Genomic DNA, 14,508 nt, shown 5'->3' with positions numbered 1-14,508 from the left:
GCGGCATGACCGCTCCTTTTTGTTGCGACTGTTTGGGAACCACGTGCTTTGAAAGACGATTTTTTCTCGCTGTTCGGGCTGCCTGCCCGTTATGAAGTGGACGAGGCCGCGCTGGACGCGGCCTATCGCACGGTGCAGTCGCAGGCCCATCCGGACCGCTTTGCCAATGCCGGCGACGCCGAGCGCCGCGTGGCCATGCAGTGGGCCGCGCACGCCAACGAGGCGTACCGCACGCTGCGCCAGCCGCTCAAGCGCGCCATCTACCTGCTGCACCTGCGCGGCGTGGACATCCAGGCCGAGAGCAACACGGCGATGGCCCCGGCCTTTCTGATGCAGCAGATGGAATGGCGCGAGGCGCTGCAGGACGCGGTGGACGCCCGCGCCGTGGACCGGCTCGACGCGCTGCTGCGCGAGCTGCGCCAGGAAAAGCGCGAGCGCCACGCCGCACTGGGCGCGCTGCTCGATGCCGGCGACGACGAGTCTGCCGGCGCCGCCGCGCGCCAGTTGATGTTTATCGAGAAGATCGAGCACGACGCCAGCGAGGCGATCGATCGGCTCGAAGATTAGAAGATTCCCATGGCACTGCTCCAGATTTCCGAACCCGGCATGTCGCCGGCGCCGCACCAGCGCCGCCTGGCCGTCGGTATCGACCTTGGCACCACCAATTCCCTGGTGGCCGCCGTGCGCAACAGCATTCCCGAAGTCCTGCCCGACGACGATGGCCGCGCGCTGCTGCCGTCGGTGGTGCGCTACCTGCCGGACGGCCGCGCCCACATCGGCTACAAGGCGCAGGACGAAGCGGTGCGCGACCCCAAGAACACGATCGTGTCGGCCAAGCGGTTCATGGGCCGCGGGCTGCGCGACGTCTCGAACATCGAGCACAGCCCGTACGACTTTGTCGACGCGCCGGGCATGGTGCAACTGAAGACCGTGGCCGGCATCAAGAGCCCGGTCGAGGTGTCGGCCGAGATCCTGGCCACGCTGCGCCAGCGCGCCGAGGATTCGCTGGGCGACGATCTGGTTGGCGCCGTGATCACGGTGCCCGCGTACTTCGACGACGCGCAGCGCCAGGCCACCAAGGACGCGGCCCAGCTTGCCGGGCTGGACGTGCTGCGGCTGCTGAACGAGCCGACGGCGGCGGCCATCGCCTACGGGCTGGACAACGCGGCCGAAGGCATCTACGCCGTGTACGACCTGGGCGGCGGCACGTTCGACATCTCGGTGCTCAAGCTGACCAAGGGCGTGTTCGAGGTGATGTCCACCGGCGGCGATTCCGCGCTGGGTGGCGACGACTTCGACCAGCGCCTGCTGTGCTGGATCGTAGAGCAGGCCGGCCTGCAACCGCTGTCGGCCGAGGACACCCGGCTGCTGATGGTGCGCGCGCGGGCCGCCAAGGAAGCGCTGTCGGCCAGCGACAGCACGGTCATCGACGCGGTGCTGACCACCGGCGAGATCGTGCACCTGCCGCTGGACGCGCAGACGTTCATCGACATCACGGCCCATCTGGTGCAGAAGACGCTGGCGCCGGTGCGCAAGGCGCTGCGCGATGCCGGCGTGACGCCCGAGGACGTCAAGGGCGTGGTGCTGGTGGGCGGCGCGACGCGCATGCCGGCGATCCGCAAGGCCGTGGGCGACTATTTCGGCCAGCAGCCGCTGACCAACCTGGACCCGGACAAGGTGGTGGCGCTGGGCGCCGCCATGCAGGCCAACCTGCTGGCCGGCAACCACGCGCCGGGCGAGGACTGGCTGCTGCTCGACGTGATTCCGCTGTCGCTGGGCGTTGAGACGATGGGCGGGCTGGTCGAGAAGATCATCCCGCGCAACAGCACGATCCCGGTGGCGCGCGCGCAGGAATTCACGACGTTCAAGGACGGCCAGACCGCGATGGCGATCCACGTGCTGCAGGGCGAGCGCGAACTGGCCAGCGACTGCCGCTCGCTGGCGCGCTTCGAGCTGCGCGGCATCCCGCCGATGGTGGCCGGCGCCGCGCGCATCCGCGTGACGTACCAGGTGGACGCCGACGGGCTGCTGTCGGTGTCGGCGCGCGAGACGCTGTCGGGCGTGGAGGCGTCGGTGTCGGTCAAGCCGTCGTACGGGCTGGCCGATGACGACATCGCGCGCATGCTGCAGGACAGCTTCCGCGAGGCCGAGCACGACATGAAGACCCGCGCGCTGGCCGAGGAGCGCGTGGAGGCCGAGCGGCTGGTGGAAGCCACGCGGCGCGCGCTGGAGGTGGACGGCGACCTGCTGTCGCCCGAGGAACGCGGCGCCGTGGACGCGCTGATCGCCCGCGTGACCGAGATTGCCACCGGCGACGACCATCGCGCGATCAAGGCCGCCGTGGAGCAGTTGTCGCACGGTACCGACGAGTTTGCCGCCCGCCGCATGGACCGCTCGATCAAGAGCGCGCTGGCCGGGAAGAAGGTGCAGGAACTGGGCTGAACGCCAGACCGCCACCACACGCGCCAAGCCTGCGAATAAGGATAGAAATGCCACAGATCATTGTTTTGCCCCACGTAGAGTTGTGCCCCGAGGGCGCCGTTTTCGAAGCCGGTAGCGGCACGACCATTTGCGACGCGCTGCTCGCCAACGGCATCGAGATCGAGCATGCCTGCGAGAAGTCCTGCGCCTGCACCACGTGCCACGTGGTGGTGCGCGAGGGGTTCAACTCGCTGGAAGACGCCGAGGAAAAGGAAGAAGACCTGCTGGACAAGGCGTGGGGGCTGGAGCCGAACTCGCGGCTGTCGTGCCAGGCCGTGGTCGCCGACACCGACCTGACCGTCGAAATCCCGAAATACACGATCAACCACGCCAAGGAAGGCCACTAAGGCCCGCGCGAGGAGTTATCCGATGAAATGGACCGATACCTACGACGTTGCCGCCGCGCTGTATGACAAGTTTCCCGATGTCGATCCGCTGACGGTGCGCTTCACGCAGTTGCGCCAGTGGGTGCTGGAGCTGGACGGGTTTGACGACCTGCCCGAACGCTCGGGCGAGAAGATCCTGGAGGCGATCCAGCAGGCGTGGATCGAAGAGGCGGCCTGACCGCCGCCCTGCGGCCCGCACCGGGCCTGCCCGAAAAAAAGCACGGCAGATCGCCGTGCTTTTTTGCTTGACCGGCGCGCGCCGGTGGATCAGCCGCGCACCAGCACCCCGCGCTCCAGGTGGACGCGCTCGCCCACCTCCACCCCCGGCGGGTTCTGGTACGTGAACGTGCGGCGCGTGCCGTCGTCCATCTTCACGCTGACGCGGTAGCTCTTGTCCTTGTTCAGCTTCTTCTCGGCGTAGTTGCCGCCGAAGCCGCCGGCTGCCGCGCCGGCCACCGTGCCAAGGATCCGGCCGTTGCCGCTGCCGATCTGGTTGCCGACCAGCCCGCCGACCACCGCGCCACCGAGCGCACCCAGGCCGCTGGTCGGCTTTTCAGCCTCCACCACCTGCACGCCCGTCACGCGGCCCGCCGTGTGGCTGGGCTTGGGCGCCTGCTGGGGCTCGGCCTGCGCTTGCTGGGCGGCGGGGGGCGGCGGCGCAGCGTCATAGGCAGGCGGCCGCGTGGTCGATCCCGGCGCCGGCTGCGTTCCGGCCGGCGGGTTCACGTTCTGACTGTAGTTCTGGCTATATTGCGATGCGGCCGGCTCGGCGTTCGGGGTGGCCTTGCCCACCGGCAGCACGCCGGTCACGGCCGCCACGGCCGTCAGGCTGGCAATCACCACCGCAATCGCCGCCGTCGCCACCAGCGGATGAATCCGCTGCGAAGGGGGGAGGGAAGGAAGCGTGTTCGGACCAGACATCGTCGAATCTCCAGGTTGCTGCAGCGACGCAGCTAATACTTGAAGTTTCTCCGATCAGCGGGACGATTTCCGTTCGATTTTGTAAGGGTTTGTTGCGCGGAAATCGCTTTGGAATCAGTGGGTTACGGCGGATGTCGGCGGGTGTCCGACGAGGGCCGCGTAACAATTGGGGGTGGTTACTGAATCCGCGATGGTTTGCTCCCCTCTCCCGCACGCTGTACAGCAGGCGGGCGAGGGGAGCAAAGAAAAACCCCCGCTCAATCCTCCCGCCGCAGATGCGGGAACAGAATGACGTCGCGGATGTTCGGGCTGTCGGTCAGCAGCATGACCAGGCGGTCGATGCCGATGCCGCAGCCGCCGGTCGGGGGCATGCCGTATTCGAGCGCGCGGATGTAATCGGCGTCGAAGTACATCGCTTCCTCGTCGCCGGCGTCCTTCTGCTCCACCTGCTTGCGGAAGCGTTCGGCCTGGTCTTCCGGATCGTTCAGCTCCGAGAAGCCATTGGCAATCTCGCGGCCCGTGATGAACAGCTCGAAGCGCTCGGTGATGCCGGGCTGGGTGTCGGACCCGCGCGCCAGCGGCGAGACCTCGACCGGGTAGTCGACGATGAAGGTCGGTTCCCAGAGCTGCGACTCGGCCGTTTCCTCGAACAGCACCAGTTGCAGCGTGCCCAGGCCGGCGTTCAGGAACTGGGGCGCGCTGGTGTTGATCTTGAACTTGTCCTTCAGTTCGGCGCGCAGGAAGGCGGCGTCGGCCAGTTGCGCGTCGGTGTACTCGGGCGCGTATTTCTGGATGGCCTGGCAGATCGTCAGGCGGTGGAATGGCTTGCTCAGGTCCAGCTCGCGGCCCTGGTACGTCAGCACGGCGCTGCCGCTGGCGTCCACGGCGGCCTCGCGGATCAGGTTCTCGGTGAAGTCCATCAGCCAGCGGTAGTCCGTGTAGGCGGCGTAGAACTCCATCATCGTGAACTCGGGGTTGTGGCGCGGGCTCACCCCCTCGTTACGGAAATTGCGGTTGATCTCGAACACGCGCTCGAAGCCGCCGACGATCAGCCGCTTCAGGTACAGCTCCGGCGCGATGCGCAGGAACATCTGCATGTCCAGCGCGTTGTGGTGCGTGATGAACGGCTTGGCCGCCGCGCCGCCCGGAATCGGGTGCAGCATCGGCGTTTCCACTTCCATGAAGCCGGCGTCGGCCATGTGGCGGCGCAGCGACGACATGGCCTTGGTGCGGGCGCGGAACGTGTCGCGCGTCTCCGGCGAGACGATCAGGTCGACATAGCGCTGGCGGTACTTCATCTCCTGGTCGGCCAGGCCGTGGAACTTGTCCGGCAGCGGGCGCAGGCTCTTCGACAGCAGGCGCAGCTCGCGCACCTGCACCGACAGCTCGCCCTTGTTGGTGCGGAACAGCTCGCCGCGCGCGCTGATGATGTCGCCGAGGTCCCAGTGCTTGAACGCCGCGTAGACGTCCTCGCCCACCTTGTCGCGCGTAATGTAGAACTGGATCTGGCCGCTGCCGTCCTGCACGGTGGCAAAGCTGGCCTTGCCCATCACGCGCTTGAGCATCATGCGCCCGGCGATCGACACCTCCACGGGGCTTGCCTCCAGCGCGGCCTGGTCGGTCTCGCCGTACTGGGCGTGCAGCGCGCCGGCCTGGTGCGTCGGGCGGAAATCGTTCGGGAAGGCCACGCCTTGCTCGCGCAGGGCCTGCAGCTTCTCGCGCCGCTCGGCGATGATCTTGTTCTCGTCTACGGCAGGCGCGTCGGCGGCGGGCGTGCGGGTCGGTTCGGTCATGATGTCAGGTTCGGCCGCGCGGGACGTGTGCCCCGCGCGATGGGTCGGTTCAATGGTTGCGGATGTCGTCGAGCTCGGTCTGGCCGAAGTCGGGGCGGTCCAGGTAGGCGGCGATGCGCTGCGCGACGTCGTCCGGCGAAGCGAGCTGCTCGTTGGCCTTCAGGTCGCGGAAGCGCTGCACCTGCGCAAAGTCGGCGCCGCGGATGGTTTCCTGCATGCCGGTGTCCACCACGCCCGGGGCCAGCGCCACGGCGCGCACCGCCCGGTCGCCCGGCAGGCCCGCGTATTCGGCGTTGACCGAGCGGATGAACATGTCCAGGCCAGCCTTGCCGGCGCAGTAGGCGCTCCAGCCCTGCACCGGGTTGCGGGCCGCGCCCGACGAGATCGCCAGCACCTTGCGCGGGCAGTCGAAGCGCGCGGTGGCGTCGATGAACGCGCCGGTCATCGTCATCGGCGTGACCAGGTTGGTCTGCAGGTGCGGCACCAGCGTGTTCTCGTGCAGCGCCGTGATCGGGCCGATCGGCTCGACCACGCCGGCGTTCAGGATCAGCGTCACGCTGGCCGGGGTATCGTCCACGGCCTCCAGCACGCTCGCCAGCCAGCCGGCCGACGGGCCGGGCTGCGACAGGTCCTGCAGGTGCCACGCCACCGGCACGCCGCTGGCCGCGGCTTCGCGTTCCAGGTCGGTGTTGCGGCTGCGGGCCACGCCGATGACGCGGTTCCCCGGCTTGAGCAGCGCGCGCACCAGCGCGGCGCCCAGGCCGCGCGAGGCGCCGGTGACGATGTAGAGGTGGGTGGAGCGGGGCGATCCGTTGGACATGGCGAGGACCTGTTCGAATGAGACAGCGGCTTCGGGGGTGGAGACTCTGGGTTGTCGTCGCACCGCCCCGCCGGCTTGGGGGCCGGCGGGCGGGGCTCGGGGTCTTGCGGCGTTACAGGCCCTGTTTCAGGCTGGCCTCGATGAACGGGTCGAGGTCGCCGTCCAGCACCTTCTGCGTGTTGGACATTTCCACGTTGGTGCGCAGGTCCTTGATGCGGCTCTGGTCCAGCACGTACGAGCGGATCTGGTGGCCCCAGCCCACGTCGGTCTTGCCGGCTTCGAGCTTGTCGGCCTCGGCCTGGCGCTTGCGCATCTCGTGCTCGTAGAGCCGCGATTTCAGCATCGACATGGCCTCGGCACGGTTGCGGTGCTGCGAGCGGTCGTTCTGGCACTGCACGACGATGCCGGTTGGGATGTGCGTGATCCGCACGGCCGAATCGGTCTTGTTGATGTGCTGCCCGCCGGCGCCCGACGCGCGGTACGTATCCACGCGCAGGTCGGCCGGGTTGACCTCGACCTCGAACGAGTCGTCCACCTCGGGGTAGACGAACACCGACGAGAACGACGTGTGGCGCCCGCCCGACGAATCGAACGGCGACTTGCGGACCAGGCGGTGCACGCCGGTCTCGGTGCGCAGGTAGCCGAACGCGTAGTCGCCCTCGATCTTGATCGTCGCGCTCTTGATGCCGGCCACGTCGCCTTCGGACTCTTCCAGCACCTCGGCCTTGAAGCCCTTGCGCTCGCAGTACTTCAGGTACTGGCGCAGCAGCATCGACGCCCAGTCGCACGCCTCGGTACCGCCCGCGCCGGCCTGGATGTCGATGAACGCGTTGGCCTGGTCCATCTCGCCCGAGAACATGCGGCGGAATTCCATGTCGGCCACGATGGCCTCGAAACCCTGCACGTCGGTCTCGATCGACACCAGCGTGTCGTCGTCACCTTCCTCGCGCGCCAGCTCGAACAGCTCGTCGGCGCCGCTCAGGTCGTCGGTGAGCTTGCCGAGGGTCTGCACCACGGCTTCCAGCGCCTTCTTTTCCTTGCCCAGGTCCTGGGCGCGCTTGGGGTTGTTCCAGACGTCCGGGTCTTCCAGCAGTCCGTTGACTTCGTCTAGGCGGTTTGCTTTGACATCGTAGTCAAAGATACCCCCGTAGATCTTCCGTCCGGGAACGGAGATCGGAGATGGCACCGGAGATGGCGTTGAGGCGTTCTGCTTCCATGGAGATTCCTAGATTCTGCGCTTGCAAAACACGGAATTATAGCGGATCGGCGGCCCGATTCCGCCGCCGCCTGCACGATGGGCGGCACCTTTTCGCTGAACTGTTCGGGAGGCGAACTGTCTGTTGCCAGACATTGGTGGCCGGCAGTTGCCGATTTTTGGTGTGACTTCGGCGACAATGGCGGCCACGATCAGGAGTTTCCCCGTACGCATGACAGGAATCCACGCAGTCCATCCCCACGCCCGGCACCGCCCGGGCGCCCGCCGCCGTGTGCTGGGGCGCCTGGCGGCGCTCTCGCTGGCCGCCGCGCTGGCCGCCTGCGGCACCACGCCCAGCGAGCCGGCGCCCGAGGGCTACTACCGCGTCGAGCGCGGCGACACGCTGTACTCGATCGCCCGGCGCCACAACCGCTCGGTGTCCGAACTGGCGCGCTGGAGCAACATTTCCGATACCAGCCAGATCGAGGTCGGCCAGCTTGTCCGGGTCAAGCCGCCCGCCGGCGCCGGCATTTCGGCGGCCAAGGCCAACGACCGGCCCGCCACGCCGGCCACGCCGCCGCGCGGCACGGCGTCCGAGCCGGCCCCGTCCCGGCCGCCCGCCAGCGCCATCCGGCTGCAATGGCCGGCCGACGGGCGCGTCACGGGCAGTTTCTCGCCCCCGGCCGAAAAGGGCCTGCGCATCGAGGTACCGGCCGGCGGCAAGGTGCGCGCCGCCGCGCCGGGCTGGGCCATCCATGTGGGCACGCTGCGCGGCTACGGCCAGCTGGTCATCATCAAGCACAACGACGACTGGCTGACCGTCTACGGCAACCTGGACCGCCCGCTGGTCAAGGAAAACGACCGCGTGGCAGCCGGTCAGGACATCGGCAGCATGAGCCGCGCCAGCGAACTGCACTTCGAGGTACGCGGCAACGGCAAGCCGGTGAATCCGGCAAGCTATCTGCCGCCGAGGGGGTAGGCGGGTTGGCCGCCCTTCGTTGAGGTTGGGGACGTAATCCCTACTGCGCGTGTTCCACCACCAACTGCACGCGCGTCACGCCGTTGAACGTGTTGTTGTCGAGCCGGTAGGCGACCAGTGCGCTGGCGCCGTCCAGCGCGTCGGCGTGGTTGAACCAGATCGCGTCGAAGCGCTGGCTGCCGCGCCCAAGCTGCAGCTTCAGGTGCTTGCCCTTGAGCACGGTCTGGCGCAGCACCTCGAATTCGCCCGAGAACGTCGGCGGCGGAAAGCCCTGGCCCCACACATGGCCCTCCAGCAGCGTCACGAATTCCGGGCTGAAGCAGGCGTCCTCGATGTCGCCGTCGGTCTCGATCACGCGGGCAAGCTGGTCGTCGTTGAGCCATTCGCGGCCGACGGCCTCGAAGGCCGCCACGAATGTGTCGAAATGCTCGGCGCGGACGGTCAGCCCGGCCGCCATCGCATGGCCGCCGAATTTCACCAGCAACCCCGGATGGCGCTTGGACACCAGGTCCAGCGCGTCGCGCAGGTGGAAGCCCGGGATCGAGCGGCCGGAGCCCTTGATGTGGTCGTCGTCCCCGCGCGCGAACGTGATGGTCGGGCGGTGGTATTTCTCCTTGAGCCGCGACGCGACGATGCCGATCACGCCCTGGTGCCACGTCTCGTGGAACACGCTCACCGTGTAGCGCGACGCCGGGTCCAGCCCGTCCAGCGGCTGTTCCAGGATCTGCAGCGCCTCCTGCTGCATGCCGGCCTCGATGTCGCGCCGCTCGCGGTTCATCCCGTCCAGTTCCTGGGCGATTTCCCACGCGCGGTTGGCGTCGTCGGTCAGCAGGCATTCGATGCCCAGTGACATGTCCGCCAGCCGCCCGGCTGCATTGAGCCGCGGGCCCAGCCCGAAGCCCAGGTCGAACGTGTTGGCGCGCGCCGCCTCGCGGCCGGCCGCCCGGAACAGCGCGGCCACGCCCGGGTGCATGCGCCCCGCGCGCATCCGCTTGAGCCCCTGCGCCACCAGGATCCGGTTGTTCGTGTCCAGCTTGACCACGTCAGCCACGGTGCCCAGCGCCACCAGGTCCAGCAGCGTCTGCAGCGGCGGCTGCGTGTCCTTCGTGTAGACGCCGCGCTGGCGCAGCTCGGCGCGCAGCGCCAGCAGCACGTAGAACATCACGCCCACGCCGGCCAGGTTCTTGCTCGGGAATTCGCAGCCGGGCTGGTTCGGGTTGACGATCACGGCCGCGTCGGGCAGCACCGCGCCGGGCAGGTGGTGGTCGGTCACCACGACGTCGATGCCGCGCGCATTGGCGGCCGCCACGCCGTCGACGCTGGCGATGCCGTTGTCGACCGTGACGATCACGTCGGGCTGCTGCCGGGCCGCCAGTTCGACGATCTCGGGCGTCAGCCCGTAGCCGTACTCGAACCGGTTCGGCACGATGTAGTCCACGCGCGCGCCCAGCATGCGCAGGCCGCGTACGCCCACCGCGCAGGCGGTGGCGCCGTCGCAGTCGTAGTCGGCCACGATCAGCAGCTTGCGGCCCGCGGCGATGGCGTCGGCCAGGTAGGTGGCCGCGTGGCCGATGCCTTTCATCCGCGACGGCGGCACCAGTTCCGGCAGGTCGGTGGCCAGTTCGGACGGATGCAGCACGCCGCGCGCCGACAGGATGCGGGCCAGCGTGGGATGCAGGCCGGCCGCGGCCAGCACGCCGGCGTGTTCGTGGGAATGGGAGCGAATGGCGATCCGGGTCATGTCTGGATAAGTCGGTCAGGCGGCCATGGCCAGGTTCGAAAGCAGCGCACGCCAGTCGCCCCGGGCACCCATGCCGCGCCAGAACTTGCGCAGGTCGGCGCGCGTGACGGTGAATTCGGCAAAGTGGTTTTCCCCGCCCAGCACCAGCGTGACGGCCTGGAGCTGGCCGGCGGCCAGCGCGTCGAGCACGGGCTGGAACCAGTCGGCATCCAGCGCGTGCATCTGGTCCAGCCACAGGCCCCAGTCCGATGCGATATGGGCCTGCGTGGCGCCGTCGAGCATCACCATCGCGCTGCCGCCGGCGGCGTCCAGCGCGGCAAAGCGGGCCGGCGCCGGGCCCGTCCGGCTGCCGGCGGCCAGCGCCAGGCCGGCCATGAACGGGTCGTCGGTCAGCACCGTGTCGGCCAGCTTGCGCGCCGTGCCGGCCCGGCCGCCGCCATGGAGCCAGACCGAGTTGACCGGCAGCTCGCCGGCGTCCTCGCGGGCCGCGTTCACGGGATGGGCGTGCCAGGTCATCTGGATCTCGTTCTGCAGCCGGCGCCAGTCGCGGGCGCGCGGGCCGGCCTGCATCCAGATGTCGATGTTGCGGCCGGTGGCGCGCACCGGCGTGGTGGCTTCCAGGTCGCCGAACACGTCGGCCGGCACGTACCAGCGGGCCGGGTGGGGCGCCTCCAGCGGGATGCCGGTCTCGGCCATCAGGTCGGCAATGGCGGCGCGCAGCGCGTCGGCCTCGTCCGGGCGGATGGCGATCTGGTCTGGATGCAGCAGCACCAGGTGGTCGCGCGCGGCATGGATGTGCACCGGCTGCAGGCAGGCCCAGCCGGCCGGGGCGGCATCGGACGCATCGGGCGTGGCCGGCAGACCGGCGGCGGCGCGGTCGGCCAGCCGCATAAAGGGCGCAGTCGGCACCCGGGCCGTGTCCAGCCCGGCACGGGCGGCCAGCCAGCGTTCCTGCGGCAGCGATCGCAGGTACGGGTCGTCGTGCGTTTCGCGGGGTCCCGGGGTGGCGCGCGTCAGCAACTTTCCGAGCGCGGGCAACTCCAACTGGCGCAGCAGCGCGCCGGGGACGACGTCGTCCGTGGCGTCGTCGCCGGCGCCAGGCGGGACGGAAAAGGGCACAATCAGGGTCAGGTGCGTCATCATGGTTCGCGAGATTGTAAACTTCCGGCTGGCTGGCGCCAGTTTTCCGTCACCCGTGACAGGGTAGACTGCCGCCCGGCGCATTCCCAGAACAACAGGACTCTCCTCTTGAACTTCCCCTACGAGTGGCAGATCGGCTGGCGATATACCCGCGCAAGCAAGCGGGCCAGCCGCAATACGTTCATTTCGTTCATCTCGATGATCTCGATGCTCGGCATCGCCCTGGGCGTGGCTGCGCTGATCGTCGTGCTGTCGGTCATGAACGGCTTCCAGAAAGAGGTGCGCGACCGCATGCTGTCGGTGCTGTCGCACATCGAGGTCATCGGCGCGGCCCCGCTGCAGGACTGGCAGAAGACCGCCGCCGAGGCCGAGCGCAACAAGGAAGTGGTGGGCGCCGCGCCCTACGTGTCCGCCCAGGCCATGCTGACCCGCGACGACGCCGTGCGCGGCGTGCTGCTGCGCGGCGTGGACCCGGCGCAGGAGCCGAAGGTGTCGGACATCGGCAGCCAGTTCCGCGCGGGCAGCATGAACGCGCTGGTGCCGGGCGGCTTCGACATCGCGCTGGGCAGCGAACTGGCCAGCGCGCTGGGCGTGCGCGTGGGCGACAAGGTCACGCTGGTGGCGCCGCAGGGCACCATCACGCCGGCCGGCATCCTGCCGCGCCTGAAGCAGTTCACCGTGGTCGGCATCTTCTCGTCCGGGCACTACGAATTCGACAGCGCGCTGGCGCTGGTCAACATGGAGGACGCCGAGGTGCTGTTCCGCCAGAACGGCCCGTCCGGCGTGCGGCTCAAGCTGCAGGACATGCAGCGCGCCCCGCAGGTGGCCCAGGAACTGGCCGGCACCATGAGCGGCGACCTGTACCTGCGCGACTGGTCGCGCCAGAACCGCAACTGGTTCGCGGCCGTGCAGACCGAGAAACGCATGATGTTCATCATCCTGACGCTGATCATCGCCGTGGCGGCCTTCAACCTGGTGTCGACGCTGGTCATGACCGTGACCGACAAGCAGGCCGACATCGCCATCCTGCGCACGATGGGCGCCCAGCCGCGCTCGATCATGAAGATCTTCATCGTCCAGGGCGTGGCCATCGGCTTCATCGGCACGGTGCTGGGCGTGCTGGGCGGCACGCTGATCGCCACCAACATCGACGTGATCGTGCCGTTCATGGAACGCCTGCTGCACGTCCAGTTCCTGCCCAAGGACATCTATTTCATCAGCGAACTGCCTTCGGACCCCCGCGTGAACGACATCGCCACGATCGGCATCATTTCCTTCGTGCTGGCCACGCTGGCCACGCTCTACCCAAGCTGGCGGGCCGCCCGCGTGAACCCGGCGGAGGCGCTGCGCTATGAGTGACACGACGCTGATCCGCGAGATGGAGGCCGCCGCGCCCGCCGGGGCGGCGCCGGCCGGCGGCACGCCGGTGCTGGTGGCCGAGGGCCTGACCAAGCGCTTCCGCCAGGGCGGGCTGGACGTGGACGTGCTGCGCGGCGTGGACATCCGCATCGACGCCGGCGAGAAGGTGGCCATCGTCGGGGCGTCCGGCTCGGGCAAGTCCACGCTGCTGCATGTGCTGGGCGGCCTGGACAACCCCGACGCGGGCCGCGTGGCGCTGCTGGGCAAGCCGTTCACGGCGCTGCGCGAGAAGGAACGCAACATCGTGCGCAACCGCGCGCTGGGCTTCGTCTACCAGTTCCACCACCTGCTGCCCGAGTTCACGGCGCTGGACAACGTGGCGATGCCGATGCGCATCCGCGGCCTCAACGAGCAACCCGCCCGCGACGCCGCCCAGGCCATGCTGGAGCGCGTGGGGCTGGGCGGCCGGTCCAGGCACCGGCCCGGCGAGCTGTCTGGCGGCGAGCGCCAGCGCGTGGCCATTGCGCGCGCGCTGGTGGGGCAGCCGGCCTGCGTGCTGGCCGACGAACCCACTGGCAACCTCGACGACCACACGGCGGGCGGCGTCTACGATCTGATGCTGGAGTTGTCGCGCACGCTGGGCACCAGCTTCGTGATCGTCACCCACGACATGGACCTGGCCGGCCGCTGCGACCGCGTCTTCCGCCTGCGCGACGGCCACCTGCATCCGGAACGCTGACCCGGCCGGCCCATGTGGATCGATACCCACTGCCACCTCGATGCGGCCGAGTTCGACGCCGACCGTGACGCCGTGATCGCGGCCGCCACGGCGGCGGGCGTCTCGGGCATCGTGCTGCCGGCCGTGGCGGTGGCCAACTTCGACGCCGTGAGCGGGCTGGCCCAGCGCCACGCGCACTGCGTCTACGCGCTGGGCATCCATCCGCTGTGCACGCCCGGCGCCGGCCAGGCTGACCTGGACGCGCTGCGCGCCCGCGTGGCCGCGGCCATCGACGACCCGCGCCTCGTCGCCATCGGCGAGATCGGGCTCGACTTCTTCGTGCCCGGCCTGGACGCCGCGCACCAGACCTGGCTCTACACCGAGCAGCTCAAGATCGCCCGCGAATTCGACCTGCCGGTGCTGCTGCACGTGCGCAAGTCGCAGGACCAGGTGTACGCGGGGCTGCGGCGGGTGGGCGTGCGGCAGGGCATTGCCCACGCGTTCAACGGCAGCCACGAGCAGGCGCGCCGCTATGTCGAGCACGGCATGAAGCTCGGCTTTGGCGGCAACGTCACGTTCTCGCGGGCGCGGCAGATCCGCCGGCTGGCGGGCGAACTGCCGATCGAGGCCATCGTGCTGGAAACCGACGCGCCCGACATCGCCCCGGCGTGGCTGTCCGACGACCAGTTCGGCGAGCAGCACAAGGCGCGCAACACGCCCGGCGAGGTGGCCGGCGTGGCGCGCGTGATGGCCGACCTGCGCGGCCTGCCCGAGCGCGAACTGGCCGATGCCATGTGGCGCAACGCCGTGGCGGCCCTGCCACGGCTGGCCGCCTTTGCCGACGTGATGGCGCCGCGCTGAGCGCGTCTTTCCTCCTTCTTCCTCCGTTTTCCCGCCGTTTTAACCTGTTGACACATCGCCGCAGCAGACGGACACGTTTTGCCGTGTGCCGGCGCGGTACAACTACGCCCGTTG

The 14,508-nt window shown here is 69.1% G+C and carries 14 protein-coding genes; 8 read left to right on the top strand and 6 right to left on the bottom strand.

Features of this window, described 5'->3' with window-relative positions:
• Window positions 1–48: 48 nt before the first annotated feature.
• The 4 genes from hscB to iscX are packed head-to-tail and all read left to right on the top strand — an operon-like array spanning window position 49 to window position 3,045.
• Complete coding sequence (hscB, locus tag QTN24_RS16025) at window positions 49–567, top strand: Fe-S protein assembly co-chaperone HscB (RefSeq protein WP_124684780.1); 519 nt, start codon at window positions 49–51, stop codon at window positions 565–567.
• Window positions 568–576: 9 nt separating this feature from the next.
• Entirely contained in the window at window positions 577–2,442 is a 1,866-nt protein-coding gene (gene hscA, locus QTN24_RS16020; RefSeq protein WP_313838184.1) for a Fe-S protein assembly chaperone HscA, read from the top strand.
• Window positions 2,443–2,489: 47 nt separating this feature from the next.
• On the top strand, window positions 2,490–2,828 hold the full coding sequence (fdx, locus tag QTN24_RS16015) for an ISC system 2Fe-2S type ferredoxin (RefSeq protein WP_124684778.1): 339 nt from the start codon (window positions 2,490–2,492) through the stop codon (window positions 2,826–2,828).
• Between the two features lie 22 nt (window positions 2,829–2,850).
• Window positions 2,851–3,045, top strand: coding sequence for a Fe-S cluster assembly protein IscX (gene iscX, locus QTN24_RS16010; protein WP_124684777.1), 195 nt, complete (start codon window positions 2,851–2,853; stop codon window positions 3,043–3,045).
• A gap of 89 nt (window positions 3,046–3,134) precedes the next feature.
• On the opposite strand, the gene QTN24_RS16005 is transcribed toward iscX, so the two are convergent.
• The 4 genes from QTN24_RS16005 to prfB form a co-directional block, all read right to left on the bottom strand.
• Window positions 3,135–3,788 (bottom strand): glycine zipper 2TM domain-containing protein, encoded by a 654-nt coding sequence (locus QTN24_RS16005; RefSeq protein WP_313838182.1) that lies wholly within the window; start codon window positions 3,786–3,788, stop codon window positions 3,135–3,137.
• Window positions 3,789–4,045: 257 nt separating this feature from the next.
• Window positions 4,046–5,581 carry a lysine--tRNA ligase gene (gene lysS / locus QTN24_RS16000; RefSeq protein ID WP_124684775.1) on the bottom strand — a complete coding sequence of 512 codons (1,536 nt, stop codon included), beginning with the start codon at window positions 5,579–5,581 and terminating at the stop codon, window positions 4,046–4,048.
• A gap of 49 nt (window positions 5,582–5,630) precedes the next feature.
• Window positions 5,631–6,401 (bottom strand): SDR family oxidoreductase, encoded by a 771-nt coding sequence (locus QTN24_RS15995; RefSeq protein ID WP_124684774.1) that lies wholly within the window; start codon window positions 6,399–6,401, stop codon window positions 5,631–5,633.
• Window positions 6,402–6,513: 112 nt separating this feature from the next.
• Window positions 6,514–7,618 (bottom strand): peptide chain release factor 2 gene (gene prfB, locus QTN24_RS15990; RefSeq protein WP_124684773.1). Its coding sequence is split into 2 segments (ribosomal slippage): window positions 6,514–7,536 and window positions 7,538–7,618, totalling 1,104 coding nucleotides; the frame shifts between segments, so codons are not numbered across the junction.
• Window positions 7,619–7,828: 210 nt separating this feature from the next.
• On the opposite strand from prfB, the gene QTN24_RS15985 reads away from it, so the two are divergent.
• Window positions 7,829–8,575: a peptidoglycan DD-metalloendopeptidase family protein gene (locus tag QTN24_RS15985; protein WP_313838178.1), complete on the top strand. Its 747-nt coding sequence runs from the start codon at window positions 7,829–7,831 to the stop codon at window positions 8,573–8,575.
• A gap of 40 nt (window positions 8,576–8,615) precedes the next feature.
• Here QTN24_RS15985 and recJ read toward each other — a convergent pair whose 3' ends face one another.
• Together recJ and QTN24_RS15975 are read right to left on the bottom strand one after the other, a co-directional pair.
• On the bottom strand, window positions 8,616–10,316 hold the full coding sequence (recJ, locus tag QTN24_RS15980) for a single-stranded-DNA-specific exonuclease RecJ (RefSeq protein WP_124684771.1): 1,701 nt from the start codon (window positions 10,314–10,316) through the stop codon (window positions 8,616–8,618).
• Window positions 10,317–10,331: 15 nt separating this feature from the next.
• A complete protein-coding gene (locus QTN24_RS15975; protein ID WP_313838174.1) occupies window positions 10,332–11,459 on the bottom strand; it encodes a hypothetical protein in 1,128 nt (375 codons plus the stop codon).
• Between the two features lie 105 nt (window positions 11,460–11,564).
• Between QTN24_RS15975 and QTN24_RS15970 the strand changes: the two genes are divergently transcribed.
• From QTN24_RS15970 to QTN24_RS15960, 3 genes are read left to right on the top strand one after another with little or no spacing between them, the layout of a single operon-like run.
• Window positions 11,565–12,815, top strand: coding sequence for a lipoprotein-releasing ABC transporter permease subunit (locus tag QTN24_RS15970; RefSeq protein ID WP_313838172.1), 1,251 nt, complete (start codon window positions 11,565–11,567; stop codon window positions 12,813–12,815).
• A gap of 19 nt (window positions 12,816–12,834) precedes the next feature.
• Window positions 12,835–13,554 (top strand): lipoprotein-releasing ABC transporter ATP-binding protein LolD, encoded by a 720-nt coding sequence (gene lolD, locus QTN24_RS15965; protein ID WP_253700121.1) that lies wholly within the window; start codon window positions 12,835–12,837, stop codon window positions 13,552–13,554.
• A 12-nt stretch (window positions 13,555–13,566) separates the two neighbouring features.
• Window positions 13,567–14,394: a TatD family hydrolase gene (locus QTN24_RS15960; protein WP_124684767.1), complete on the top strand. Its 828-nt coding sequence runs from the start codon at window positions 13,567–13,569 to the stop codon at window positions 14,392–14,394.
• Window positions 14,395–14,508: the final 114 nt, after the last annotated feature.

It is taken from the genome of Cupriavidus sp. SZY C1, from assembly GCF_032190535.1.
Taxonomy (GTDB): Bacteria; Pseudomonadota; Gammaproteobacteria; order Burkholderiales; family Burkholderiaceae; genus Cupriavidus; species Cupriavidus pauculus_C.
This window is presented reverse-complemented; position numbering and strand designations above follow the sequence as displayed.

Coding starts and splice junctions, on each gene's coding strand:
- QTN24_RS15960 (WP_124684767.1), top strand. CDS start 13,567: ATGTGGATCGATACCCACTGCCACCTCGATGCGGCCGAGTTCGACGCC.
- lysS (WP_124684775.1), bottom strand. CDS start 5,581: ATGACCGAACCGACCCGCACGCCCGCCGCCGACGCGCCTGCCGTAGAC.
- hscA (WP_313838184.1), top strand. CDS start 577: ATGGCACTGCTCCAGATTTCCGAACCCGGCATGTCGCCGGCGCCGCAC.
- QTN24_RS15985 (WP_313838178.1), top strand. CDS start 7,829: ATGACAGGAATCCACGCAGTCCATCCCCACGCCCGGCACCGCCCGGGC.
- QTN24_RS16005 (WP_313838182.1), bottom strand. CDS start 3,788: ATGTCTGGTCCGAACACGCTTCCTTCCCTCCCCCCTTCGCAGCGGATT.
- lolD (WP_253700121.1), top strand. CDS start 12,835: ATGGAGGCCGCCGCGCCCGCCGGGGCGGCGCCGGCCGGCGGCACGCCG.
- recJ (WP_124684771.1), bottom strand. CDS start 10,316: ATGACCCGGATCGCCATTCGCTCCCATTCCCACGAACACGCCGGCGTG.
- QTN24_RS15995 (WP_124684774.1), bottom strand. CDS start 6,401: ATGTCCAACGGATCGCCCCGCTCCACCCACCTCTACATCGTCACCGGC.
- iscX (WP_124684777.1), top strand. CDS start 2,851: ATGAAATGGACCGATACCTACGACGTTGCCGCCGCGCTGTATGACAAG.
- QTN24_RS15975 (WP_313838174.1), bottom strand. CDS start 11,459: ATGATGACGCACCTGACCCTGATTGTGCCCTTTTCCGTCCCGCCTGGC.
- fdx (WP_124684778.1), top strand. CDS start 2,490: ATGCCACAGATCATTGTTTTGCCCCACGTAGAGTTGTGCCCCGAGGGC.